Here is a 21,403-nt window from a genome sequence, read left to right as displayed (position 1 = left end):
TACGCCCGAGACTACGCGACCGCCTGCGCCGCGTCGCTTCAAAACACGCAACGACGCGCCCGTTCGCGCAACGCATTCGCGACGCTGCGCAAGCCGACGCGCCCCTGCATCCGCTACGAGGTCTATCAATGGACATCGCCCTTTCCCGCCATGCACCGAACCGGCTCGGCACGCTGCACGCCCCCGACGAAGTCGAACGCGCGGTCGCGCATCGGCTCGGACCGCACCGGATGGCCGCGTCCGGCCGCGATCCGTTTCGCGCGGAGCTGTACGAGGTGCCACTGCATCACGGCGCGCTGCTCGAACTCAGCTACGGACGCGAAACGCGCATCGAGTTCGGCGAAGACGCCGATCACTTCCTGTTCCGGCTGACGCTCGCCGGTGCGTGCGAGCTGCAGGCCGGCAACGTCGTCGCGTACGCCGGCCCCGGCGCGCTGACCGTGTCGTCGCCCGCGCTCGCGAGCCGCCTGCGCACGAGCCCCGATTGCCGCAATCTCGTGCTGCGGCTCGAACGCGGCGCGCTCGAACGCAAGCTGCAGGACATGCTTCGCGCGCCGCTCGCGCGGCCGCTGCAATTCGACGTGGCGGCCGGCGGCGCCGGCACGGGCGCCGCGCTCGTGCTGCCGACCTTCGAGTACCTGTGCCGGATCGGCGCGCAGCCGGGCATCGGCACCGTGTCGCCGATGTTCGGCACCGACCTCACCGCGTGGCTGATGTCGCTGCTGCTCACGCACCTGCCGCATTCGTACAGCGACACGCTGCTGCGCGGCACGCCGCCGCTGCCGGCCCATGTGCGGCGTGCGTGCGCTCACGTCGATGCGCACCTCGACGAACCGCTCGCGCTCGCCGCGCTGGCGGCCGTCGCGGGCGTCGCGCCGCGCACGCTGCAGCATGCATTCCGCGCGTTCCTGCACACCACGCCGGCCGCGTACGTGCGCGAGCGCCGGCTCGCCGCCGTGCACGCGGCGCTGCAACGCGGCGACGCGCGCAGCGTGACCGACGTGCTGCTCGCGCACGGCATCCATGGCTTCGGCCATTTCGCGAAGGCGTATGCGCGGCGTTACGGCCACGCGCCTTCCGTCACCGCGAGGCAAGCTCGATGACGCACTCCGCCCCCGGTCGGCCGACGGCCCGCCCCGAACCCGCGCCGCACGACAGCGACGCCGCCGACGGCCTGCGTGTGCAGGATCTCGATCTCAACCTGTTGAAGACGTTTCGCGCGGTGTATGAAGAGCGGCACGTCGGCCGCGCGGCGCTGCGGCTCGGCGTCACGCAGCCGTCCGTCAGCTATGCGCTCGGCCGGCTGCGGCTGATGTTTCGCGACGCGCTGTTCGTGCGCACCGGCACCGGCGTCGAGCCGACCCCGCGCGCGCAACGGCTCGCGATCTCGGTCGACAAGGCGCTCGCGATCCTGCAGCACGTGCTCGACGAAGGCTCGCGCTTCACGCCCGACAGCACGCAGCGCGTGTTTCGTCTGCACATGAGCGATTTCGCGGCGAGCGCGTTCCTGCCGACGCTGCTCGCCGCATTCGACCGGCGTGCGCCGGGCGCGGTGATCGAGACGCTGCACGTCGACGAGTGCCAGCTCAACGTCGCGCTCGAATCCGGGCGCATCGACTTCGCGCTCGGGCATTTCGCCGATGCGTCGAGCCACTTCCAGCGCACCGCGCTGCTGCACGAGCACTGCGTGCTGCTGATGCCGCGCCGCACCGCCCAACGCGTCGGGCTGCCCGACGATTTCGTGCTCGACGGCACGGCGCCCGACGCGCTGCGCTTCGTCGCGGTCACGTCGCATCCGCAGTCGATGCAACTGCTCGAACGGCACGAACTGATGCCGCGCGTGCGCGCCGCGCTGCCCGATTTCATGGTGGTGCCCGCGTTGCTGCAGGACGGCGATTACGCGCTGATCCTGCCGGAGACGATCGCGATCACGTTCGCGGCGCGCCAGCCGTGCGTGCTGTACGAGATCGCCGGCGCCGGCGAATGGGCCGTCAACGCGTACTGGCATCGGCGCTTCGATGCGGACCCCGGCCATCGCTGGCTGCGTGCGCTGCTGCTCGAGCTGTTCAATATCGGCGAGCAGGCGCCGTTCGATGCATGGCTCGCGCCGCAGCCGCCTGCTTGCGCGTAGCGGCTCGAGCGAGCATGGGCACGGGTCCGCCGGCACGCTCAGAACGACGTGAGGATGCCCGCGACGAGCGAACTCGCGGTCGCGCCCGGCTTCGCCACCGCGACGCCGCCGCCCGCCGCGCCGTTGACGACGAAGCGCGCATGCGCGCCGTTGCGCACCATCGCGGCGCCCGTGTACAGCACCGTGCGCTTCGACAGCGGATAGTCGAAGCGGATGCCGTACGAATCGGCGTTGCCGTCGCTATCGGCGACCTTCCGGTAATGGCCGACACTCAGCAGCAGCGACGCGCGCCCGATCGGCACCGTCGCGCTGAGCTCCATGATGTCGCTGTGCGGATACGCGCTCTGGCTGTCGATCGCGGTCGCGACGTCGGGACCGCCGCGATGACGCAGGTACAGCGCGGCCACCTTCACGACGCTGAAGTCGTACGAAATCGCGCCGAGCGTGTAGTTGCCGTTCGCGGCCGTGCTCGCTGCACCGAGCGTCGATGCGGCGACCGGGCTGAACTTCTGCTGCATGATGTCGACGTCGACCGACAATCCGCCGCGCACATAGTTGATGCCGGCGCCATACGTATCGCCGAGCGTCGCCGGCTGCCCGGCCGCGCCGTTGGCGCCGCGCGCGGCCATCGCGCGCAACAGGAAGCCCGCGTAGCGCGGCGACGTGTAGCGCATCGAGTTGCGCACGCGCAGGAACGCGGGCCCGACGAAGTTGTTGGTCGCGTTGCCCCATGCGAGCCCTGCGCCGAGCCCGGGCAGGCTGTACGTGACGAGCGTCGTATGCAGGATCGTGTAGAGCTCGCCGAACTGCACGCCGCCGAACGGCCCCGTGATGCCGACCCACGCTTCGCGGCCGAACAGCGCGCTGCTGTTCGACAGTGCGCCGCTCGCCGCGTTGAAGCCGTCCTCGAGCTTGAAAATCGTCGCGTAGCCGCCGCCGAGATCCTCGACGCCCTTCAGCCCCCACTGCGACGCCCACAGGTTGCCGCTGCCCATGCGCGTCACGTGGTTCGGCCCGGCGTTCGCGTATTCGATCGCGGTGTCGATGCGGCCGTAGAGCGTCACGCTCGATTGCGCGACCGCAGGCAGCGCGTTGCACGCGAGCAGCGCGGCGAGCGGTACGGCAAGCCGGAAGGCTCGCCCGTTCGAATGGTTCATCTGCGTCGTCCCGTAGAAGTTGCGGCGCCTGTCGGCATCGCGCCGCTTGATGTGAAGCGCGTTCGCTTTCGGATGCGAACGCTGCCGATCAAAACCGGCCCGAGTCTAGGAACGACAATTTCGGACGTCGACGCAATGCGCTCTATAACGCTTATAGACGCGCCGCATGACGCGCACGGGCCCCGCCGCACGCGCGCTGCGCGGCGGCCCGCGCGCACGGCCTCGGTGTTTTCTTTATCCGGGTCGGTAAATATCCGTGTGGCGCGGCTGTCACTCCGGCTATGGCGGCCGAATTTGGCCGACTACGCTGCGTCACCGATCGTGTCATCCGCACGCTTTCGCGCCGCGACGGCGCCCGGCCCGCGAGGCCGATGCCGCGCTTTTCCACCGCCCGCTCCTGGAGAACCCGCATGTCCGCATCCACGGCCCGCGCTGCCGACGGCAAGCGCTATACGTACGAATGGTATGTCGTCGTCATCTGCATGCTCGCGTACGTCTTTTCGTTCGTCGACCGCCAGGTCCTCGTGCTGATGATCGAACCGATCAAGCGCGACCTGCACCTGTCCGATACGCAGTTCAGCCTGCTCAACGGCTTCGCGTTTTCGCTGTTCTATGCGGTGATGGGGCTGCCCGTCGCGTATCTCGCCGACCGCTATGCGCGCCCGCGCATCATCTCGCTCGGCATCGCGCTGTGGAGCATCGCGACCGCCGCGTGCGGGCTCAGCCAGCACTTCGTGCAGATGTTCGTTGCGCGGATGGGCGTCGGCGTCGGCGAGGCCGCGCTGTCCCCCGGCGCGTATTCGATGCTCGCCGACTACTTCCCGAAGGAGAAGCTCGGCCGCGCGATCGCCGTGTATTCGCTCGGCTCGTTCATCGGCGGCGGCATCGCGTTCCTGATCGGCGGCTACGTGATCGCGCTGCTCAAGCATGCGAGCGCATTCACGCTGCCGGTGGTCGGGCAGGTGCATGCGTGGCAGGTCACGTTCCTGATCGTCGGGCTGCCGGGCATCCTCGTCGCGCTGCTGTTCGCCGCGACCGTGCGCGACCCGCAGCGCAAGGGGCTCGCGCAGGATCGCTCGGGCGCCGTGCGGCGCGTGTCGATGCGCGATTCGCTGCGCTTCGTCGGCATGCACCGCGCGACCTTCTCGTGCCACTATCTCGGCTTCTCGTTCTACGCGATGACGCTGTATTGCCTGCTGAGCTGGACGCCCGCGTTCTATATCCGCCGCTTCGGAATGACGGCCGTCGAAGCCGGCTACACGCTCGGCATCGTGCTGCTGGTCGCGAATACGGCCGGCGTGTTCTGCGGCGGCTGGCTCAACGACTGGCTGCTGCGGCGCGGCCGCGGCGATGCGCCGATGCGCGCCGGCGCGATCGGCGCCGCCTGCATGGTGATTCCCGCGACGCTGTTCACGCAGCTCGACAGCCTGCCGGCGTCGCTCGCGATGCTGGTCGTCGCGATGTTCTTCGCGTCGTTCCCGATGCCGACGTCGACCGCCGCGATGCAGACGCTCGCGCCGAACCAGATGCGTGCGCAGATCTCCGCGCTGTTCCTGCTCGTGTCGAACCTGATCGCGCTCGGGATCGGCACGACCGTCGTCGCGCTGTTTACCGATCGCGTGTTCGGCGCGCCGGCCGCGGTCGGGCACTCGATGTCGATCGTCAACGTCGCGGCGGCGACGCTCGCCGCGCTGCTGCTCGCCGCTGGCTGCCGCCACTATCGCCGCAGCCTCGAGCGCGAACGCGGCCACGCGTCGGCATCGGCTTCGGCCGATGCGGCCGTCGACGGCGGCAACGCCATTGCCGCCCGCTGAGGTCGCGCGGTTCACCGATCGCGTGGTCGGCGCACCGGCCGCGCGATTGCCGCACCGCTGACCGGCGACGATCGACACGCCCACCATCATCCATCCCGCTTATTCCGGCATCGATTTTTAATCGATTTGATTTATGCGATGACCGTCCCTATTCTCGATCGCATGACGGCGCGGGGCTCCGCCGCGCCGCGTTTCTCTACCCCACGGAATTTCCCATGCAAGCGAACCGCCACCTGGTCCGGATCGACACGCTGATCGACGCGGCGCAGGACATCCGCTGTTTCCGGGTCTCGCGCGTCGACGGCCAGCCGTTCGACGCGTACGAACCGGGCGCCCATATCGACGTCACCGCGCCGTCCGGCATCACGCGGCAATATTCGCTGTGCGGCAACCCCGACGAGCGCGGCAGCTATCTGTTCGCGGTGAAGAAGGAAGCGCAGTCGCGCGGCGGCTCGCGTTCGCTGCACGACGACGTGAGCGTCGGCGCCGAATTGTGGATCGGCACGCCGCGCAACCTGTTTCGTCTGACCGATGACGCGAGCGAGCACGTGCTGATCGCGGCCGGCATCGGCATCACGCCGCTGCTGTCGATGGCGTATGCGCTGCACCAGCGCGGCGCGCGTTATCGACTGCACTATTTCGCGCGCAGCCGCGACCATGCGGCGTTCGTCGACGAACTGTCGGCCGAACCGTTCGCGTCGCACGTGACGTTCCATTACGGTGTCGAGCCCGATGCGATCGCGGCCGAACTCGGCCGCTGCATCGAGTCGATTGATCTGGAAGCGCATGTCTATACGTGCGGCCCCGGGCCGTTCATGGATGCCGTTGTCGCAGCCGCGGCCAAGCGAATCCCGGAAGACGCGATTCATCTCGAACGCTTTGCGGCGGAACCCTCCGCGACGGTCACTGCGGATGCCGCTCCAGCGGAAGACTTCGAAGTGCGCCTGCAACGCAGCGGCCAATCGGTGCGCGTCGCGCCCGATACGTCGATCGTCGACGCACTCGCGAAGATCGGCATCGAGGTCGATACGTCATGCGGCGAAGGCGTGTGCGGCACCTGCATGGTGCCCGTCATCGACGGCGAACCCGATCATCGCGATCACTGCCTCAGCAAGGCCGAGCGCGCGAGCAACACGGTGATCTGCTGCTGCGTGTCGCGCGCGCGCTCGGCGGTGCTCGTACTCGATCTCTGATGCGCCGAACGCGCCGCCATGTTGCCGCGCCGATCTACTGATCGACTCATGTAAAGATGCGCGGCCGACGGACACTCCGCCACCGCGGTTGCGTCGGGCACGAGCCGCCCGACCGTCATTCGTCGAAACGCTCGACGATCTCGGCGAGCAGCGCGCGCATCCACGCATTGCCCTCGTCCTCGTGAAAGTGCTCGTGCCAATGCATCGTCACCGGCGCGGGCGGCAGCGTGACCGGCAGCGCATACAGGCGGAACGCGTTGTCGCGGTTCAGGATCTGCGCGAGCCGCTTCGGCAGCGTCGCATACAGATCGGTGACCGACAGCACGCTCGGCAGCGCGACGAAGTGCGGCACCTCCAGCGCGATGTTGCGACCCACGCCCTGCGCGCGCAACGCGTCGTCGAGCGCGTGGTGGCTGTGCTCGACCGATTTCACGTTGACGTGCGCGGCGCGCACGAACTGCTCGAGACTCAGCGCGGCGGCCGTCGGCAGCCCGCGCCGGCGCCCCGTCATGCACACGTAGGTTTCCTCGAACAGCACCTGGTGGCGCGTGCGCGGCATCAGCTCAGGCAGGTTGCCGATCGCGAAATCGAGCCGGCTCGCGCGCAGCGCCTCCTCGATCTCCTCCACCGGCAGCGGCTGCACGCTCAACGTCACGCGCGGCGCGCGCTCGCGCAGCGCCTGGCAGATCGCCGGCAGGTACGCCATCTCGCCCGCATCCGACAGCGACACCCGGAACGTGCGCGTGCTGGTGGCCGGATCGAAGCGCTCCGCATAGCGCAGCGCGACGCGCACCATGTCGAGCGCCTTGCCGACGATGCCCGCGAGTTCGAGCGCGACCGGCGTCGGCTGCATGCCCGAGCGCGTCCGCACGAACAGCGGATCGTCGAACAGCGTGCGCAGCCGGCCGAGCGAATAGCTGACGGCCGGCTGCGACAGCGCGAGCCGCTCGCCGGCCTTCGTCAGGCTGCGTTCCTCGACGATCGCCTGGAATACGCGCAACAGGTTCAGATCGAGATGATCGACCGACGTCATCGTGACCTCCATCATTTGCCACATTTATTTGATTATCAATTTTAGATCAATTTGACCGATATGCGGCAGAAGACGAGACTGGTCTCCGGACGCTGCGCCCAGCGCGGCCCGATTTTCGCGACTCTTTCCCCACGACGACGATGAGCGACATTCCCTACCAGACGATCGACACCCGCGCGTTGCATGGTCTCGCGCAGCCCGACCGCATCGCGCCCGCGATGTATCACGATCCTGCGCTGTTCGAAGCCGAGCTCGACCGCATCTTCTACCGCACCTGGATCTGGGTCGCGCACGACAGCGAACTGCCGAACCCGGGCGACTTCATCACGACGACGATCGGCCGCCAGCCGGTAATCGTCGTGCGCGACAAGACCGGCGAGGTGAACGTGCTGCAGAACCGCTGCCGCCATCGCGGCGCGACCGTGTGCGAATCGCACAAGGGCAACGCGAAGGGCTTCACGTGCCCGTATCACAGCTGGTCGTACGCGCTCGACGGCACGCTGCGCGCGCTGCCGTACGGCGACGGCTACGAAGGCGTGTGCGAGAAAGGCGACCTGCCGCTCGTGAAGCTGCGCGTCGGCGTGTACCAGGGGCTGATCTTCGCGAGCTTCAACGATGACATCGAACCGCTCGAGGATTTCCTCGGCGGCGCGAAGCCGTGGATCGACCTGTTCATGAAACAGGGCGCCGGCTACCCGATCAAGGCGAACGGCGAGCACAAGTTCAAGTTCAAGGGCAACTGGAAGATCCAGCTCGAGAACACGACCGACCTCTATCACTTCCCGGTCGTGCACAAGTCGTGGATGAAGTCGATCGACGACGAGACGGCCGCCGCGATCACGAGCTTCATGACGAGCGAGCACGCGTTCTGCCGCGCGCTCGGCAACGGCCACAGCCTCGCGGTGCTGATGCCCGAGCTGATCGATCTCGACGATGACGACGGCGCACCGCTGGCCGAACGCTTCGCGCCGCTCGCGGCGAAACTCGCCGAACGTCACTCGCCCGACGAAGTGCGCCGCATCGTGCGCTCGCTGATGGGCGTCGGCTTCAACCTGAACCTGTTCCCGAACCTCGCGCTGTCGATGGCCTTCTTCCGCGTGCTGCGGCCGATCTCCGCGAACGAAACCGAGATCCGCCACGTCGCGCTCGCGATGGACGGCGGCCCCGACGAAGCGAACCGCGAGCGGCTGCGCATCCACGAGCACTTCCAGGGCCCGTTCGGCTTCGGCAGCCCCGACGATGCGGAAGCGTGGGAGCGCGTGCAGCGCGGCGCGCAGGCGGGGCCCGACGTGCCGATCCTCGTGAATCGCGGGCTGAACCGCGAGACGACCGCCGCGAACGGCGAAAAGACCGCGCATGCGACCGACGAGACCGGCATGCGCGAAGCCTACCGGCAATGGCGCAACATGATGGAGCAGCAATGATGGACGACCGCAACGCCCTCTTTTCCGAGCAGACCTTCGCCCGCGCGGTCGAATTCGTGTGGCGCGAAGCCGAGATGCTCGACCGCCGCGACTATCGCGCGTGGCTCGACCTGTGGGATCCGACCGGCCACTACGTGGTGCCGATCGATCCCGACGCGACCGATTTCGCGGCGACGCTGAACTACGTGTTCGACGACCAGGACATGCGCGAGAAGCGCGTGCAGCGGATGGTGTCCGGCTATTCGGCGTCGGCCACCGACGCGGCGCGCACGGTGCGCACCGTATCGCGCTTCACGCTGGAAAGCGGCAGCGCCGATACCGTCGAGCTGAAATCGGCGCAGGTGGTGGTCGCATACAAGCGCGGCGTCGCGACGCTGTTCGCGGCCGACGTCACGCACAACCTGCACGTCGATGCCGAAGGCGAGATGCGGATTGCGGAGAAGGTCGTGCGCCTGATCGACTCGACCGAAGCGCTCAGCGCGATCGGCTTCCTGCTGTAAGCCGCGACCGGTTCACCGTCGCCAGCGCAATGGTGAGCCGGGCACCTTCACCGGTGAGCGGCTGCCGGTTCGCCGTCGCCCGCGCAAAGGTGAACCGGTCACCTTCACCTTTCAGCGGCGACCGCTTCGCCGTCGCTCGCGCAACGGTGAGCCAGCCACCTTCACCTTTCCGGACCCTCATGCCCACACTCGAAGTTTTCCTGCCGACCGGCCATGACGACGCGCGCAAGGCCGAACTGATCGCACGGCTCAGCCACGCGACCGTCGACGCGATCGGCGCACCGATCGAATCCGTGCGCGTGCTGCTCACCGAACTGCCCGCGACGCATATCGGCCTCGGCGGCCGCAGCGCCGCGGACGGCGCGCCGCCGTCGCTGCCGGTGATCGTCGCGATCCTAATCGCCGGCCGCACCGACGCACAGAAGCGCGCGCTGATCGCCGCGCTGTCCGATGCGGGCGCGAACGTGCTCGACGCGCCGCTGCAGGCGACGCGCGTGATCATCAAGGACATTCCGAACACCGACTTCGGCATCGGCGGCCAGACCGCGCGGGCGCTGGGGCGCTGACCATGCGTCGCGCGTCGCCGCCCCGCCGCAATGCGCCGACGCGGTTGCGCTCACCCGTCGGCGAGCGGCAGCGTCACGCGGCAGTCGAGCCCGCCGCCTGCGGCCGGGCTCGCGGCGATCCGCCCGCCGTGGCGCGTGACGATGCTCTTGCACAGCGACAACCCGATCCCGTTGCCGCCGGCCTTCGACGACGAGAAGCCGTCGAACAGCCGGTCGTGCGCGCCGGCGTCGATGCCCGGCCCGTTGTCGATCGCACGCAACTCCGCATGGCCGGCCACGTTCGCGGTGCCGAGCGTCAGCGTGCGCGGCGCGCACTCGCAACTGGCGAACGCCTCGATCGCATTGAACGCAAGATTCAGGATCACCTGCCCGATCAGCACGCGCTCGCAGCGGATCGGCAGCGGCGCGTCGGCCTGCACGATCGCAACCGTCACGCCGGCCTCCTTCGCACGCAGCTCGATGAAGTACGCGACGTCGGCGAGGATGTCGCGCAGGTCGGCCCGCACGACAACCGGCTCGCGCTTCACGATGAATTCGCGCACGCTCTTGATGATCAGCGCCGCATGCTCGGCCTGCCGGTCCGCGCTGCGCAGCCCCCAGATCGCGTCGTCGACGGCGCCGTTGCCGTTCAGCCGCCGCACCGCGCCTTCGATGAAATTGCGCACGGCCGCGAGCGGCTGGCTCAGTTCGTGCGCGATCACGGTCGCCATCTCGCCCATCGCGTTGTAGCGGCCCGCGTATTCGAGCATCCGCGCCTCGGCGCGCCGCGCGTCCTCGATCGCGACTTCGTCGCTCACGTCGCGAAACTGCACGAGCAGCCCGTCGAGATCGCCTTCGATCTCGACCTGCCGGCACAGGATGCGCAGCCAGCAGGCGGCGCCGTCGCGCCGCACGATCCGGTAGCGCTGCGGCGCGGACGGGCACGCGGACGGCGCGTCGCGCAACTGCGCGACGAGCCGGTCGCGATCGGCCGGCGAGCAGTAGTCGAGCACCTCGCCGAGCGGCTCGTCGGGCGCGAGCCCGAGCACGCGGCGGCCCGACTCGCTGATGAACTGCACGCCGCCGTGCGGCGTCACGACCGCGATGCCTTCGTCGAGATCCTGCATGAACTCGCGCAGCCGCGCCTCGTAGCGGCGCAACTGCTGGCGGACCGCCTCCTCCGCACTGATGTCGCGGAACTGCACCATCACGACGTCGCGCCCGCGCAGCGGCACGTAGGTCGCGGTGGCCTCGGACAGCATGTCGACGCCCGTGCGCGACCGATAGCACCATTCGTACACCTGCGGGCCGTCGACGAGCGCACGATCCCACGCGCTCACCGCGATCTCGCGCCGGTACTTCGGCTCGGGACGCGTCATGTCCTGCGCCTTCAGCGGCAGCAGTTCCTCGACGGAAAAGCCGAGCGCGATGCACGCGGCGCGATTCGCCCACACGATCGCCCGGGTGCGCGCGTCGTGCAGCAGCACGCAGGTGGTCAGCGCGTCGAGCAGCCGGTGGAAATCGTCTTCGTCGGGAAAACTCATGATCGGATTCGGAGGAAGGCGCGCGGCATCGCGCGGCCGGGAACCCAACATAGCACCGGCGCGCGCAGATCGCATCTGAAGATTTCTTTAGGCCGGCACGGAGCGTCACCAGTCGCGCGGCCCAACGCACCAATTGCTGCGTGTTTTCGGCGTTTCTAGACTAGGGTCTGTTTGCATATGAAACGCACATGCGAATGCCCGGAATCGCCCCATCCCCAGGAGACTTTCATGCCGCAAGCCGCCCTCGCCATCGAATCCGCGCCGACCTCGCCGCCCACCGCCAGTCCCGCGGCCGCGCCGTTGTCGCCGCTCGACGCGGTGATCGAAACCGTCGCCGCGCGCCGCGACGAATTCGACCGGCTGTCGCACGTGCCGCGCGACGTGATCGCGCTGTTCAAGCAAGCCGGCATCTATCGCGCGGGCACGCCGCGCCGCTTCGGCGGCGACGCGCTCGCGCCGACCGCGTTCCTCGACATGATCGAACGGATCGCGACCGCCGACGGCTCGGCCGCGTGGGTCGCGAGCTTCGGTTCCGCGAACGTCTACCTCGCCGCGCTACCGCTCGACACGCAGGCCGAGCTGTACGCGAGCGGCCCCGACCAGGTATTCGCCGGCGGCCTGTTCCCGGTGCAGCCCGCGCAGGACGCGCCCGGCGGTTGGCGCGTGAACGGCACGTGGAAATTCGCGAGCGGCTGCAAGGGCGCCGACTGGCTCGGCGTCGGCATCGCCGTGCCGGGCGCGCAGGACGCCGCGCCGAACAAGCCGCGCACCGCCGTGTTCCGCGCCGCGGACGTCGAGATCGTCGAGAACTGGAGCGTGGTCGGCATGCAGGGCACCGGCAGCCACGACCTGCGCGTGAACGACCGCTTCGTGCCGGAGGCGTGGACCTTCGTGCGCGGCGGCGAAGCGACCGTCGACGAGCCGCTGTACCGCTATCCGACCGTCGCGTATGCGGCGCAGGTGCTGGCCGTCGTCAACCTCGGCCTCGCGCGCGCGGCGCTCGACGTCGTGAACCGGATGTCGGGCGGCCGCCAGACGACGACCGGCGCGCCGCGTCTCGCCGATCGCGCGTATTTCCGCATCGAGCTCGCGAAGGCCGAGGCGCAACTGCGCTCGGCGCGCGCGTTTTTCTACGATGCGACCGATTCGGTGTGGCAATCGATTCTCGCGGGCAACCCGGTGACGCCCGACCAGGTCAGCCTGCTGCGGCTCGCGGCCACGCAGATCGCGCGCGAAGGCGCGAGCGTCGTCGAACGCGCGTACCGCCTCGGCGGCACGGCCGCGATCTACCGGTCGCATCCGCTGCAGCGGCTGCTGCGCGATGCGATGGTCGTCACGCAGCACGCGTTCCTCGCCGAAGGCAACTTCGACGGCGCGGGCGCGGTCTTCACCGGCGTCACGCCGTTTCCCGGCTATCTGTAACCTGCATCGCCCGAAACTTTCGATGAACGCGCATGAAGCCGCCGCACCGTCGCCGGCCGGCTCATGCGCCCGACCGATTCCTCTGGAGAACCCACTATGTCCGATTCGAATCCGCTGCCGCTGCGCGTGCTGTTCTGCTGCGGCGTGTCGCAGAATTTCTTCGACCTGCCGCGCGAAAAGATCGGCGAAGTATGGCAGGCGTACGGCGCGATGCTCGCGGCCGTCGAAGCGATGCCCGGCGTGCGCGTGCTCGGCGTGATGGACGACGACCGCCTCGTGGTCGGCCAGGCCGACGGCGCACCGTGGACCTTCTACATCATGGCCGACGTCGCCGATTTCGACACGACGGTCGCCGTGTGCAACCTGTACCGCACGACGCCCGTCGGCGAATACAACCTGTGGCGCTACGGCAAGATCGAGGCACGCGTCGGCCGCGCGCTGACCGTGCCGCCGGCCACGAAGCCCGCGGCGTGAGGCGCGCGATGACCGATCTGTCTGCGGCCGCGATCGACGCGCTCGCACAGCGCGTCGCGGCGCTCGACGCCGAGCGCGCGGTGCGCGCGACGATCACGCGCTACATGGCGCTGTGCGACGTACCCGAAGATGCGGGCGAAGGCCCGTCGCTGGCGGAACTGTTCACGTCCGACGCCGTGTGGGAAGGCATCGGCCCGCGGTACGCGCGGAAGTTCGGCCGTCTCGAAGGCCCGGCCGCGATCGTCGCGATGCTCGGCCGCTATCTTCCGCCCGATCCGCATTTCTCGGCGAACCTGCACTTCCTGACGTCGGAGTCGATCGAGATCGGTGTCGACCATGCAAGCGCACGCGGCCGCTGGATCATGCTCCAGGCGTCGCGCTACGCAGACGATTCGGCCGAGCTGATCGCCGCGCGGCTCACGATCGATTTCGCGCCGTGCGCCGACGGCGCCGCCTGGCTGATCCGCCATTTCCGCACCGAACGCGTGCTCGACGGCCCGTGGCCGCTCGCCGCCGCGCCACGGTCCTGAACCCTTCCACCGTATTCGCACGCCATCGCACCATGACAGGCTTCATCGACACCTTCACGCTCGGCGGCCCCGGCCCGACGATCGCGATCAAGGACACGATCGACATCGCGGGCTATCCGACCCGCGCGGCAAGCCGCGCGCTCGCCGATGCGCCGCCGGCCGTCCGACACGCGGACGTGGTCCGCCTGCTGCTCGACGCCGGCTGGCAGATCGCAGGCAAGGCGAACATGCACGAGCTCGCGTTCGGCATGACCGGCATCAACGACTACACGGGCACGCCCGTCAATCCGCAGGATGCCGCGCGCATTCCCGGCGGCTCGTCGAGCGGCTCCGCGTCGCTCGTCGGCCTCGGCGCCGTCGACGCGGCGCTCGGCACCGATACCGGCGGCTCGATCCGCGGGCCGGCCGCGTGCTGCGGCGTGGCCGGGCTGAAACCGACGTTCGGCCGCGTGTCGCGGCGCGGCGTCGCGCCCGCGGACACCACGCTCGATTGCGTCGGGCCGTTCGCGCGCGAGATCCGCACGCTCGTCGCGGTGATGGCCGCGATCGCGCCGGACTTCGATCGCGCGCAGGCGACCGCTTCCGTTGAAGGCGGCACGGTCGCCCAACTCGCCGTCGAAACCGATCCGGCGATCGCCGCCGCGCTCGATGCGGCCGTTCGCGCGTCGGGCCTGCGTTCGCATACGATCGTGCTCGATGCAATGCCGGCCGCGTTCGCGGCGGGGCTCACCGTGATCAACGCGGAAACGTCGCGCGCGTTCGGTCACCTGGTCGCGACCGGCAAGCTCGGCGCCGACCTCGATGCGCGATTGCGTGCGGCCGCAACGACCGCGCCTGCGGCATTGAAGGAAGCCGAAGCCGTGCGCGCACGCTTCACCGCACAGATCGACGCCGCGCTCGAACACGCGGACGTGCTGGTGCTGCCGACGCTGCCCGCGCTGCCGATCACGCTGCAGCAGGCACGCGACGGCGTCTCGGTAATCGCGATGTCGTCGCTGATCCGCCCGTTCAACCTGAGCGGCCATCCGGCGCTCAGCCTGCCGCTGCCGCTCGCCGGTTCGCCGTTGAAGGCCGGCTTGCAGATCGTCGGACGCAAGGGCGCGGACGAACGGGTCTGCGCAATCGCGGCACACTTCGAAGCCGCGCTCGCCGCATGAACCACGATACGGGCGCCGCTTCCCTCGGCGTGCGCCCGCGAACCACGGAACTCCATACCATGTCAGACAGAGTCGTTCTCGTCACCGGCGCCGCGCGCGGGCTCGGCGCCGTCATCGCCGAACGCTTCCATGCGGCCGGCTATCGCGTCGCGCTGGCCGACATCGCCGCCAACGCGATTCACGCGCATGCACGCGAGCTCGATCCGAGCGGCGAACGCGCGATCGCGCTGCCGCTCGACGTCACGTCGAAAAGCGATTTCGAAGCCGCGCGCGATGCGCTCGTCGCGCGCTGGGGCACGATCGACGTGCTCGTCAACAACGCGGGCGCATCGAAGGTCGTGCCGGCGATGGAGATCACGGCCGAGCAGTTCGACCAGGTGATCGACGTGAACCTGCGCAGCGTGCTGTTCGGCTGCCAGGTGTTCGGCCAGTATTTCGCGCAGCGCGGCGCGGGCCGCATCGTCAACATCGCGTCGCTCGCCGGGCAGAACGGCGGCTCGGCGACGGGCGCGCACTATGCGGCCGCGAAAGGCGGCACGCTGACGCTGACCAAGGTGTTCGCCCGCGATCTCGCCGCGCAGGGCGTGACCGTCAACGCGATCTCGCCGGGGCCGCTCGATCTGCCGATCGTGTACGAAAGCGTCGCGCCGGAAAAGCTGCGTCAGGTGCTCGCGAGCCTGCCGGGCGGCAAGCTCGGATCGGCCGGTTTCGTCGCGGATGCGGCCGTGCTGCTCGCGTCGGGCGACGCGCATTTCGCGAACGGCGCATGCTGGGACATCAACGGCGGGTTGTACATGCGCTGAACGGTACGCACGCATCGGACGCGCGGTGTGCGTGCGCGGTGTGCGTGCACATCGGCTGCGTCGCGTGCGTTGCATGCTTCTCGTGGCCCGGATGCGCAAGCCGATCCGCGCACAGCCCCGACCGCTATCGAGACGCCTCCCCATCGTCGCCCCACACGACCATCACGTCGCGCACGAGCGCGGCGATCGACGTCGCGCCGAGCTTCTCCTTGATGCTCGCGCGATGCACGTCGACGGTCTTCACGCTGATCGACAGGTCCGACGCGATCTGCTTGCTGCCCTTGCCGTCCACGACGCCGCGCAGCACTTCCTTCTCGCGCGCGGTCAGCGCATCGAGCCGCTGGCGTAGCTCGCGGTGGCGCTGGCTCACCGCATGCCGCTGCTGCGCGAGCCGCAGCGCGCGCTGCACGCGCTCGAGCATCTGCTGCGAGTTATACGGCTTCTCGACGAAATCGATCGCGCCGTTCTGCAGTGCGCGCACCGACATCGGAATGTCGCCGTGTCCGCTGACGAAGATCACCGGCAGCGTCGCGCCGCGCGCATTCAGTTCGGCCTGCACGTCGAAGCCGCTTTTCTCCGGCATCCGCACGTCGAGCACGAGGCACGCAGGCAGGTTCACGTCGAAGCGCGCGAGAAAATCGGCCGCGTTCGCGAACCCTTCGGACGCGATGCCGACCGATTCGAGCAGCCACGCGAGGGACGTCCGCATGCCGCCGTCGTCGTCGACGATGTATACGATCGGTGCGGGTGACGTCATCGGGGTGTCTCGCAAAATATCGGTATCGGTATCACGCGCGACGCAGAGGTGAAGCCCGCGTCGTTCGTCGGGGGTATGCGGCACATCATAGCGAGCCGAAAATCCGCTGAATACCCCTTCACGTACCGCGTGAACGCACAACCGCTCATTTTTTCGCGCAGCGTGCCGCGCATCTAGGTAGAACCTTTAGATGCGTTGGCGCGAACGCCATCTTCGTCATCGTTCGTGCGAATGGTCGGCCGCATTTTCGCGGCGTACGCTTGGGTCATCGTCGGCCGAGCGATGCTGCATCGACAACACCCGCGATCGCCGCCTTCATCCAACCAGGAGCGCCCATGTCCGCCACGATCGATACCCCGCAACCGGCGCGCGTCGAACCGACCGACGCGCAAAAGGCCTTCCGCCAGGCGATGGCCCATCTCGGCGCGGCCGTCAACGTGATCACCACCGCGGGGCCGCACGGCCGTTGCGGGATCACCGCGAGCGCCGTGTGCTCGGTCACCGACGCGCCGCCGACGCTGCTCGTGTGCCTGAACCGGTCGAGCGCGATGCATGCGACCTTCGAGCGCAACCGTCAGGTCTGCATCAACGTGCTGCCGGCCGAGCACGAGCTGCTCGCGCGACACTTCGCGGGGCTCACCGACCTGCCGATGGAACAGCGCTTCGCTCTCCCCGTGTGGGATCGCGGCGAACGGGACGTGCCGGTGCTGCGCGATGCGCTCGCGAGCCTGCAGGGCACGATCGCCGAGATGAAGGAAGTCGGCTCGCATTCGGTGATGTTCATCGAGGCGACGTCGATCCGCGTGCGCGACGACGGCGACAGCCTGATCTACTTCAGCCGTGCGTTTCATCGCGTGTCGCGCACCGCATGCGTGCGGTGACGGGTGCTTGGCTACGCGGACGTGCTGCGCAGCGCGCGCTGCCCGGCCGCGAATGCCGCGCCCGCGAACAGCGTGAGCGCCGAATACACGAGCCCGCGCGCGAGCCCCGCGCTGTCCGACACCCAGCCGATCGCGACCGGCCCCGCGATCTGTCCGAATGCGAAGACGGTCGTGAATGCGCTGATCCCCTTGGCCCAGCCGTCGGGCGGCAGGTTGTGCCGCACGAAGGCCGTCGTCGACGCGACCGCCGACAGGAACGTCGCGCCGAACAGCAAGCCCGATGCGAATGCGGCGGCCGGATGCACGAACAGCGCGGGCATCAGCGTCGCGACGCCGAGCAGCGCGTTGAGCACCGCGAGCGCCTGGCCGCCGCGCATCCGGTCGAGCAGCCCCGACCACAGCCGCGCCGACACGACGGTCGCGACGCCGAGCATCACGTAGAACGCGGCGACGACCGAGCCGCTCATCCCCGCGCCGCGCAGCAACGCGACGATGAACGTCATGTAGCCGATATAGCCGACGCCGAACAGCGCGTAGCCGGCCAGCGCGAGTGCGAAGCGGGCCGGGCTCGCGGCAGCCGCCGGTTTCGCACCGTCGGCCCGCGTGGCCGGTGCCGCATGGGCATGCTCGATGCGGCGCGCGGCCGACACGGCGACTGCCGAGAACAGCACGCACGCCGTCGCGAGTGCGAACCACGCGGGCTGCCAGCCGTGCACGCGTGACACGAGCGTGGCCGGCACGAGCAGCGACGACGCGACGATGCCCCATCCGGTGCCGCCGTAGTAAAGGCCGAGCAGCAGCCCCGCATCGCGCGGCGACGCGGAGGCGAGCCGCGCGGCCAGTACGCCGCCGCTGATGAAGATCAACGCGCTGCCGACACCCGTCGCCAGCCGCTGCGCGAGCAACGCGTGCATGTCCGGCGTGAGCCCGCCCGCGGCCATCAGCACGGCGGTCAGCGCGCAGCCGGCCGCGAGCAGCGTGCCCGCGCGCCGGCGCCGCGACAGCAGCGGGAAGGCAAGCGCGCCGATCAGGTAGCCGGCCGCGTTCGCCGTATTCAGCGCGCCGGCCTGCGCGAACGTCCAGCCGAGATCGGCCTTCATCGGCGGCAGCAGCAACGCATACGAAAAGCGTGCGAGGCCGAGCGCGATCGCGCTGCCGAGCGACAGGCAGATCGCGAGCCGCCACGCGGCCATGCGGCCGGGATCGGTGGCGTCGGCGTCCGGCCGCGAGCGACCGTCACGCTCCGGTTGCGGCACTGCACGCATCGGGGTGTCTCCTTCGTTGTTCGATTCCGGGGCTTGCGCCGCCGTCGGTCGATCATACTGGAGCCGCCACGAAATCGGCACGCGCGGCAGCGGCACAACCGCGACGGCCGCCGCGCCCGGTTCCCGCTCCCCGACACGACGGCCGAACACCGCGGGAAACCAGCCGGCGCGGGCGCGCGCTATCGCCCGAGTCCGGCCGCAAACGCCGCCAGCAGCGCGCGCCCTTCGGGCCATCCAGCCAGCCCGGACGCCGCGTTCAGATGGCCGCGCGCGCCGAGCAGAAGCGGCGTCGCACCCTGTTCCGTTGCCCATTCGAGCGCGCGCCCCGACGGATCGTACGGATCGTCCTCGCTCGCGATCGCCAGCACAGGCACGCGCCCGAACCCACTGTTCGGCAGGTTCGCGAACGCGGCGGCGGCAACGGGAAAGCGCGGCCCTGCCGGGTCGGGCACGGCCACGAGAAACGCGCCGCGCACCGCCCGAGCCGACACGGCATGCCAATGCGCGAACAACAGACAACCCAGCGAATGACACACCACGAGCGGAGGCACCCCGGCGTTCGCGACGGCCTCGTCCAGCGCCGCCGTCCAGTCGGCCAGGTCGGGCGCGTCCCATGAAGCCGGCGCGATGCGCGCGGCGCCGGGCAACGCCGCCTCCCAGTGGCTTTGCCAATGATCCGGTCCCGAATTGCCGATACCCGGCACGATCACGATCGCTCGATTCATCACTCCCTCCATCGACGAAAGCCCAGAGTGTGACCACGCATCAGTCGGCATGGAATGGCAAGTCATCGGTTATTGGGACAAAATGCCGATGAATCAACGGTACCGGAGGACCGTCATGCCGGAAGAAGCACTGGATCGCCTGGATCTTGCGATCCTCGAAGCGCTGCAGGACAACGCGCGGACGCCGCTGTCGGAAGTCGGCAGGCGCATCGGGCTGTCGCAGCCGGCCACGTCGGAGCGCGTGAAGCGGCTGGAAGAACGCGGGATCATCGCCGGCTACGGCGCACGGATCGATCCGGCCGCGCTCGGGTTGGGCATGATGGCGATCATCCGGCTCAAAACGACTCACGAGCACATCAAACCGGCGCTGCGCACGTTTGCCGAGATGCCGCATGTCATCGAAGTCCACCGCATGACCGGCGAGGACTGCTTTCTGCTGAAGGTGCTGGTGCCGACGCCGGGCCAGCTCGAAACCCTGATCGACGCGATTGCCCGCTTCGGCGCGGTCACGACTTCGCTGGTGCTGCGCTCGGAACCGACGAAGGCGATCGGAAAGGCGCTGCTCGGATGACGTTCGCATGCGGCTTTCTTTAACGACATAAAGTGCAGCAATCATTTCAATTGAACTCAAATTAAAAATTACCGAATTCAATTCGGCGTTCTGGATTTGAATTCACTAAAAAAAGATGCGCGATCTGTCGCTCGTTTTATCCATTTTTCCAATATGTGAATCGAAAACGCCCGTGTTTAGCGCACTTCAGCTAAAAACAATGCGACGCATTGCATTCGTAAATTCATCAGACTAATATCGACGCCACTCGCCCGGCATTCAAAAAATTCCGAACGAGGAGCGGCCATGTTTTTTGCCGCGCTTTCATGTTGAATCACTCATGTTCACCACAGGAGAATTGACATGCAGGAAACCCAGCAGATCGAATTGCTTGACTGGATGCAGGAAGACACGCACCCCGAGGCCGTCGACATGATGGTCGAGGACGCCGTGGTGCCGTTCGGCACCGCGCTCTGGCCGGTCTGAGCGGGCCACCCGTTCTCGCGGAAGGGCCTCGGCCCTTCCGCCGCTTCCGGAGATACGCATGCTGAACCTGCACCGCGCGCTCGGTTTTCACCCGGCGCTGCGCGACAAGCTGGCACGCGGCGAATCGGGAAAACTGCTGGTCGGCTATGACACCCGCAACCGCGACACCGCGTTGCGCGCCTTTTCCGCCCTGCCCGATTCGCTCGACGCGACCACCCTCTGCCTCGAAAGCACCGCACCCGCCGATATCGCCGCCGCACTCGACGACGCCGACCTGTTCGTGCTGCTGTACGACTCGTCGTGCCTGCCGACGCCGTCGCCGAGCGGGCCGCCATTTCTCGCCGCAATCCGCCCCGCGATCGTCGAACACTGGGGCAAATCGGTTTTATTCAAGGATTACGGCCCGCACCTCGACGAGGCGTTCGCCGAATCGCTCGACGACATCGCCGCGCGCAACGGCCGGCTGATCGAGGCCGCCGCACGCGCGTCGCAGATCCGCTTCATCGACGAAGCCGGCAACACGCTGACGGGCTCGCTCGCGCCGGACCAGAAATGGACGAGCGTGGACGGCATGGGCAACCTCGACGTCGTGCCCGGCGAGATCGCGACGCACGTGACGGACCTGAACGGCACCGTCGTGTTCAGCGGCACGTTTCTCGGCACCGTGCCGTTCGCGATCAAGTACAAGGTGGCCGAGCGGCTCGCGACGCTGCATGTCGAGCACAGCACGATCGTCGATTTCGACACCGACGATGCGGGCTTCCGGCGCGATTTCACGACCTATCTCGACCGGCACGCGAATCATCGGCGGATCGAGGAATTCGGCATCGGCACGAACCTCGGCATTCGCGGCCTGTACGGCCGCAACGCGGGGTTCGAGGAACGCCATCCGGGCCTGCATCTCGGGCTCGGCGGCGGCGAAAACGGCAGCCACCATCTCGACCTGATCTTCGCGCGCGGCACGCTCGCGCTCGACGAACGGATCGTGTTCGACGGCGCGTTCGCCGTCTGA

22 protein-coding genes are annotated in these 21,403 nt (G+C 68.6%); 16 read left to right on the top strand and 6 right to left on the bottom strand.

What is annotated here, in order from left to right; translation table 11 throughout:
• Nucleotides 1–128: 128 nt before the first annotated feature.
• Together J8I35_RS04650 and J8I35_RS04645 are read left to right on the top strand one after the other, a co-directional pair.
• Nucleotides 129–1,103 (top strand): AraC family transcriptional regulator, encoded by a 975-nt coding sequence (locus J8I35_RS04650; protein WP_209924627.1) that lies wholly within the window; start codon nucleotides 129–131, stop codon nucleotides 1,101–1,103.
• Nucleotides 1,100–2,131, top strand: coding sequence for a LysR family transcriptional regulator (locus J8I35_RS04645; protein WP_124652037.1), 1,032 nt, complete (start codon nucleotides 1,100–1,102; stop codon nucleotides 2,129–2,131). The genes J8I35_RS04650 and J8I35_RS04645 overlap by 4 nt, the downstream gene beginning before the upstream one ends.
• A gap of 38 nt (nucleotides 2,132–2,169) precedes the next feature.
• Here J8I35_RS04645 and J8I35_RS04640 read toward each other — a convergent pair whose 3' ends face one another.
• The gene (locus J8I35_RS04640; RefSeq protein WP_124630840.1) at nucleotides 2,170–3,288 is read right to left on the bottom strand and encodes a porin; all 1,119 of its coding nucleotides are present in this window, start codon (nucleotides 3,286–3,288) and stop codon (nucleotides 2,170–2,172) included.
• A gap of 410 nt (nucleotides 3,289–3,698) precedes the next feature.
• Between J8I35_RS04640 and J8I35_RS04635 the strand changes: the two genes are divergently transcribed.
• Together J8I35_RS04635 and J8I35_RS04630 are read left to right on the top strand one after the other, a co-directional pair.
• Nucleotides 3,699–5,102, top strand: a complete 1,404-nt coding sequence (locus J8I35_RS04635; RefSeq protein WP_209924626.1) for an MFS transporter — start codon at nucleotides 3,699–3,701, stop codon at nucleotides 5,100–5,102.
• 215 nt (nucleotides 5,103–5,317) lie between these two features.
• A complete protein-coding gene (locus J8I35_RS04630) occupies nucleotides 5,318–6,295 on the top strand; it encodes a PDR/VanB family oxidoreductase (RefSeq protein WP_209924625.1) in 978 nt (325 codons plus the stop codon).
• Between the two features lie 115 nt (nucleotides 6,296–6,410).
• Here the strand turns inward: J8I35_RS04630 and J8I35_RS04625 are convergent, their stop codons facing one another.
• Nucleotides 6,411–7,328 (bottom strand): LysR family transcriptional regulator, encoded by a 918-nt coding sequence (locus tag J8I35_RS04625; protein ID WP_050014513.1) that lies wholly within the window; start codon nucleotides 7,326–7,328, stop codon nucleotides 6,411–6,413.
• 140 nt (nucleotides 7,329–7,468) lie between these two features.
• Between J8I35_RS04625 and J8I35_RS04620 the strand changes: the two genes are divergently transcribed.
• From J8I35_RS04620 to J8I35_RS04610, 3 genes are all read left to right on the top strand, one after another.
• Nucleotides 7,469–8,752, top strand: a complete 1,284-nt coding sequence (locus tag J8I35_RS04620) for an aromatic ring-hydroxylating dioxygenase subunit alpha (protein WP_209924624.1) — start codon at nucleotides 7,469–7,471, stop codon at nucleotides 8,750–8,752.
• Complete coding sequence (locus J8I35_RS04615; protein ID WP_209924623.1) at nucleotides 8,749–9,252, top strand: aromatic-ring-hydroxylating dioxygenase subunit beta; 504 nt, start codon at nucleotides 8,749–8,751, stop codon at nucleotides 9,250–9,252. Before J8I35_RS04620 ends, J8I35_RS04615 begins: the two co-directional genes overlap by 4 nt.
• A 179-nt stretch (nucleotides 9,253–9,431) precedes the next feature.
• The gene (locus J8I35_RS04610; protein ID WP_209924622.1) at nucleotides 9,432–9,818 is read left to right on the top strand and encodes a tautomerase family protein; all 387 of its coding nucleotides are present in this window, start codon (nucleotides 9,432–9,434) and stop codon (nucleotides 9,816–9,818) included.
• Nucleotides 9,819–9,868: 50 nt separating this feature from the next.
• Here the strand turns inward: J8I35_RS04610 and J8I35_RS04605 are convergent, their stop codons facing one another.
• Complete coding sequence (locus J8I35_RS04605; protein ID WP_209924621.1) at nucleotides 9,869–11,416, bottom strand: ATP-binding protein; 1,548 nt, start codon at nucleotides 11,414–11,416, stop codon at nucleotides 9,869–9,871.
• Between the two features lie 153 nt (nucleotides 11,417–11,569).
• Here J8I35_RS04605 and J8I35_RS04600 point away from each other — a divergent pair, with 153 nt between their 5' ends.
• From J8I35_RS04600 to J8I35_RS04580, 5 genes are all read left to right on the top strand, one after another.
• Nucleotides 11,570–12,763: an acyl-CoA dehydrogenase family protein gene (locus J8I35_RS04600; protein ID WP_209924620.1), complete on the top strand. Its 1,194-nt coding sequence runs from the start codon at nucleotides 11,570–11,572 to the stop codon at nucleotides 12,761–12,763.
• 96 nt (nucleotides 12,764–12,859) lie between these two features.
• Nucleotides 12,860–13,237, top strand: a complete 378-nt coding sequence (locus J8I35_RS04595; protein ID WP_050014413.1) for a hypothetical protein — start codon at nucleotides 12,860–12,862, stop codon at nucleotides 13,235–13,237.
• An 8-nt stretch (nucleotides 13,238–13,245) separates the two neighbouring features.
• Nucleotides 13,246–13,767: a nuclear transport factor 2 family protein gene (locus J8I35_RS04590; protein ID WP_209924619.1), complete on the top strand. Its 522-nt coding sequence runs from the start codon at nucleotides 13,246–13,248 to the stop codon at nucleotides 13,765–13,767.
• A 32-nt stretch (nucleotides 13,768–13,799) separates the two neighbouring features.
• On the top strand, nucleotides 13,800–14,924 hold the full coding sequence (locus J8I35_RS04585) for an amidase (RefSeq protein ID WP_209924618.1): 1,125 nt from the start codon (nucleotides 13,800–13,802) through the stop codon (nucleotides 14,922–14,924).
• Nucleotides 14,925–14,983: 59 nt separating this feature from the next.
• Entirely contained in the window at nucleotides 14,984–15,727 is a 744-nt protein-coding gene (locus J8I35_RS04580) for an SDR family oxidoreductase (protein WP_209924617.1), read from the top strand.
• Between the two features lie 124 nt (nucleotides 15,728–15,851).
• On the opposite strand, the gene J8I35_RS04575 is transcribed toward J8I35_RS04580, so the two are convergent.
• Nucleotides 15,852–16,484 (bottom strand): response regulator, encoded by a 633-nt coding sequence (locus J8I35_RS04575; protein ID WP_050014407.1) that lies wholly within the window; start codon nucleotides 16,482–16,484, stop codon nucleotides 15,852–15,854.
• A gap of 335 nt (nucleotides 16,485–16,819) precedes the next feature.
• Between J8I35_RS04575 and hpaC the strand changes: the two genes are divergently transcribed.
• A complete protein-coding gene (gene hpaC / locus J8I35_RS04570; protein ID WP_124714549.1) occupies nucleotides 16,820–17,365 on the top strand; it encodes a 4-hydroxyphenylacetate 3-monooxygenase, reductase component in 546 nt (181 codons plus the stop codon).
• 11 nt (nucleotides 17,366–17,376) lie between these two features.
• On the opposite strand, the gene J8I35_RS04565 is transcribed toward hpaC, so the two are convergent.
• Entirely contained in the window at nucleotides 17,377–18,630 is a 1,254-nt protein-coding gene (locus J8I35_RS04565; protein WP_209924616.1) for a YbfB/YjiJ family MFS transporter, read from the bottom strand.
• A gap of 179 nt (nucleotides 18,631–18,809) precedes the next feature.
• The gene (locus tag J8I35_RS04560; protein WP_209924615.1) at nucleotides 18,810–19,355 is read right to left on the bottom strand and encodes an alpha/beta hydrolase; all 546 of its coding nucleotides are present in this window, start codon (nucleotides 19,353–19,355) and stop codon (nucleotides 18,810–18,812) included.
• Nucleotides 19,356–19,470: 115 nt separating this feature from the next.
• On the opposite strand from J8I35_RS04560, the gene J8I35_RS04555 reads away from it, so the two are divergent.
• The 3 genes from J8I35_RS04555 to J8I35_RS04550 all read left to right on the top strand — a co-directional run bounded on the left by J8I35_RS04555 (nucleotide 19,471) and on the right by J8I35_RS04550 (nucleotide 21,403).
• Nucleotides 19,471–19,926, top strand: coding sequence for an Lrp/AsnC family transcriptional regulator (locus tag J8I35_RS04555; RefSeq protein ID WP_050014512.1), 456 nt, complete (start codon nucleotides 19,471–19,473; stop codon nucleotides 19,924–19,926).
• Between the two features lie 342 nt (nucleotides 19,927–20,268).
• Nucleotides 20,269–20,391 carry a hypothetical protein gene (locus J8I35_RS34805; RefSeq protein ID WP_006479692.1) on the top strand — a complete coding sequence of 41 codons (123 nt, stop codon included), beginning with the start codon at nucleotides 20,269–20,271 and terminating at the stop codon, nucleotides 20,389–20,391.
• A gap of 58 nt (nucleotides 20,392–20,449) precedes the next feature.
• Complete coding sequence (locus J8I35_RS04550) at nucleotides 20,450–21,403, top strand: leucyl aminopeptidase (RefSeq protein ID WP_050014398.1); 954 nt, start codon at nucleotides 20,450–20,452, stop codon at nucleotides 21,401–21,403.

The organism is Burkholderia sp. CpTa8-5, assembly GCF_017815045.1.
In the GTDB taxonomy this organism is placed as follows: Bacteria; Pseudomonadota; Gammaproteobacteria; order Burkholderiales; family Burkholderiaceae; genus Burkholderia; species Burkholderia sola.
Note: the sequence above shows the minus strand (reverse complement) of the source record. Positions and strands in the feature narration are given on the sequence as shown.

Bases quoted from the DNA above. Each gene is read 5' to 3' on its own strand.
- J8I35_RS04640 (WP_124630840.1), bottom strand. From the start codon at position 3,288: ATGAACCATTCGAACGGGCGAGCCTTCCGGCTTGCCGTACCGCTCGCC.
- hpaC (WP_124714549.1), top strand. From the start codon at position 16,820: ATGTCCGCCACGATCGATACCCCGCAACCGGCGCGCGTCGAACCGACC.
- J8I35_RS04620 (WP_209924624.1), top strand. From the start codon at position 7,469: ATGAGCGACATTCCCTACCAGACGATCGACACCCGCGCGTTGCATGGT.
- J8I35_RS04645 (WP_124652037.1), top strand. From the start codon at position 1,100: ATGACGCACTCCGCCCCCGGTCGGCCGACGGCCCGCCCCGAACCCGCG.
- J8I35_RS04605 (WP_209924621.1), bottom strand. From the start codon at position 11,416: ATGCGATCTGCGCGCGCCGGTGCTATGTTGGGTTCCCGGCCGCGCGAT.
- J8I35_RS04615 (WP_209924623.1), top strand. From the start codon at position 8,749: ATGATGGACGACCGCAACGCCCTCTTTTCCGAGCAGACCTTCGCCCGC.
- J8I35_RS04565 (WP_209924616.1), bottom strand. From the start codon at position 18,630: ATGCGTGCAGTGCCGCAACCGGAGCGTGACGGTCGCTCGCGGCCGGAC.
- J8I35_RS04550 (WP_050014398.1), top strand. From the start codon at position 20,450: ATGCTGAACCTGCACCGCGCGCTCGGTTTTCACCCGGCGCTGCGCGAC.
- J8I35_RS04630 (WP_209924625.1), top strand. From the start codon at position 5,318: ATGCAAGCGAACCGCCACCTGGTCCGGATCGACACGCTGATCGACGCG.
- J8I35_RS04555 (WP_050014512.1), top strand. From the start codon at position 19,471: ATGCCGGAAGAAGCACTGGATCGCCTGGATCTTGCGATCCTCGAAGCG.
- J8I35_RS04560 (WP_209924615.1), bottom strand. From the start codon at position 19,355: ATGAATCGAGCGATCGTGATCGTGCCGGGTATCGGCAATTCGGGACCG.
- J8I35_RS04625 (WP_050014513.1), bottom strand. From the start codon at position 7,328: ATGACGTCGGTCGATCATCTCGATCTGAACCTGTTGCGCGTATTCCAG.
- J8I35_RS34805 (WP_006479692.1), top strand. From the start codon at position 20,269: ATGCAGGAAACCCAGCAGATCGAATTGCTTGACTGGATGCAGGAAGAC.
- J8I35_RS04590 (WP_209924619.1), top strand. From the start codon at position 13,246: ATGACCGATCTGTCTGCGGCCGCGATCGACGCGCTCGCACAGCGCGTC.
- J8I35_RS04610 (WP_209924622.1), top strand. From the start codon at position 9,432: ATGCCCACACTCGAAGTTTTCCTGCCGACCGGCCATGACGACGCGCGC.
- J8I35_RS04650 (WP_209924627.1), top strand. From the start codon at position 129: ATGGACATCGCCCTTTCCCGCCATGCACCGAACCGGCTCGGCACGCTG.
- J8I35_RS04635 (WP_209924626.1), top strand. From the start codon at position 3,699: ATGTCCGCATCCACGGCCCGCGCTGCCGACGGCAAGCGCTATACGTAC.
- J8I35_RS04585 (WP_209924618.1), top strand. From the start codon at position 13,800: ATGACAGGCTTCATCGACACCTTCACGCTCGGCGGCCCCGGCCCGACG.
- J8I35_RS04580 (WP_209924617.1), top strand. From the start codon at position 14,984: ATGTCAGACAGAGTCGTTCTCGTCACCGGCGCCGCGCGCGGGCTCGGC.
- J8I35_RS04600 (WP_209924620.1), top strand. From the start codon at position 11,570: ATGCCGCAAGCCGCCCTCGCCATCGAATCCGCGCCGACCTCGCCGCCC.
- J8I35_RS04595 (WP_050014413.1), top strand. From the start codon at position 12,860: ATGTCCGATTCGAATCCGCTGCCGCTGCGCGTGCTGTTCTGCTGCGGC.
- J8I35_RS04575 (WP_050014407.1), bottom strand. From the start codon at position 16,484: ATGACGTCACCCGCACCGATCGTATACATCGTCGACGACGACGGCGGC.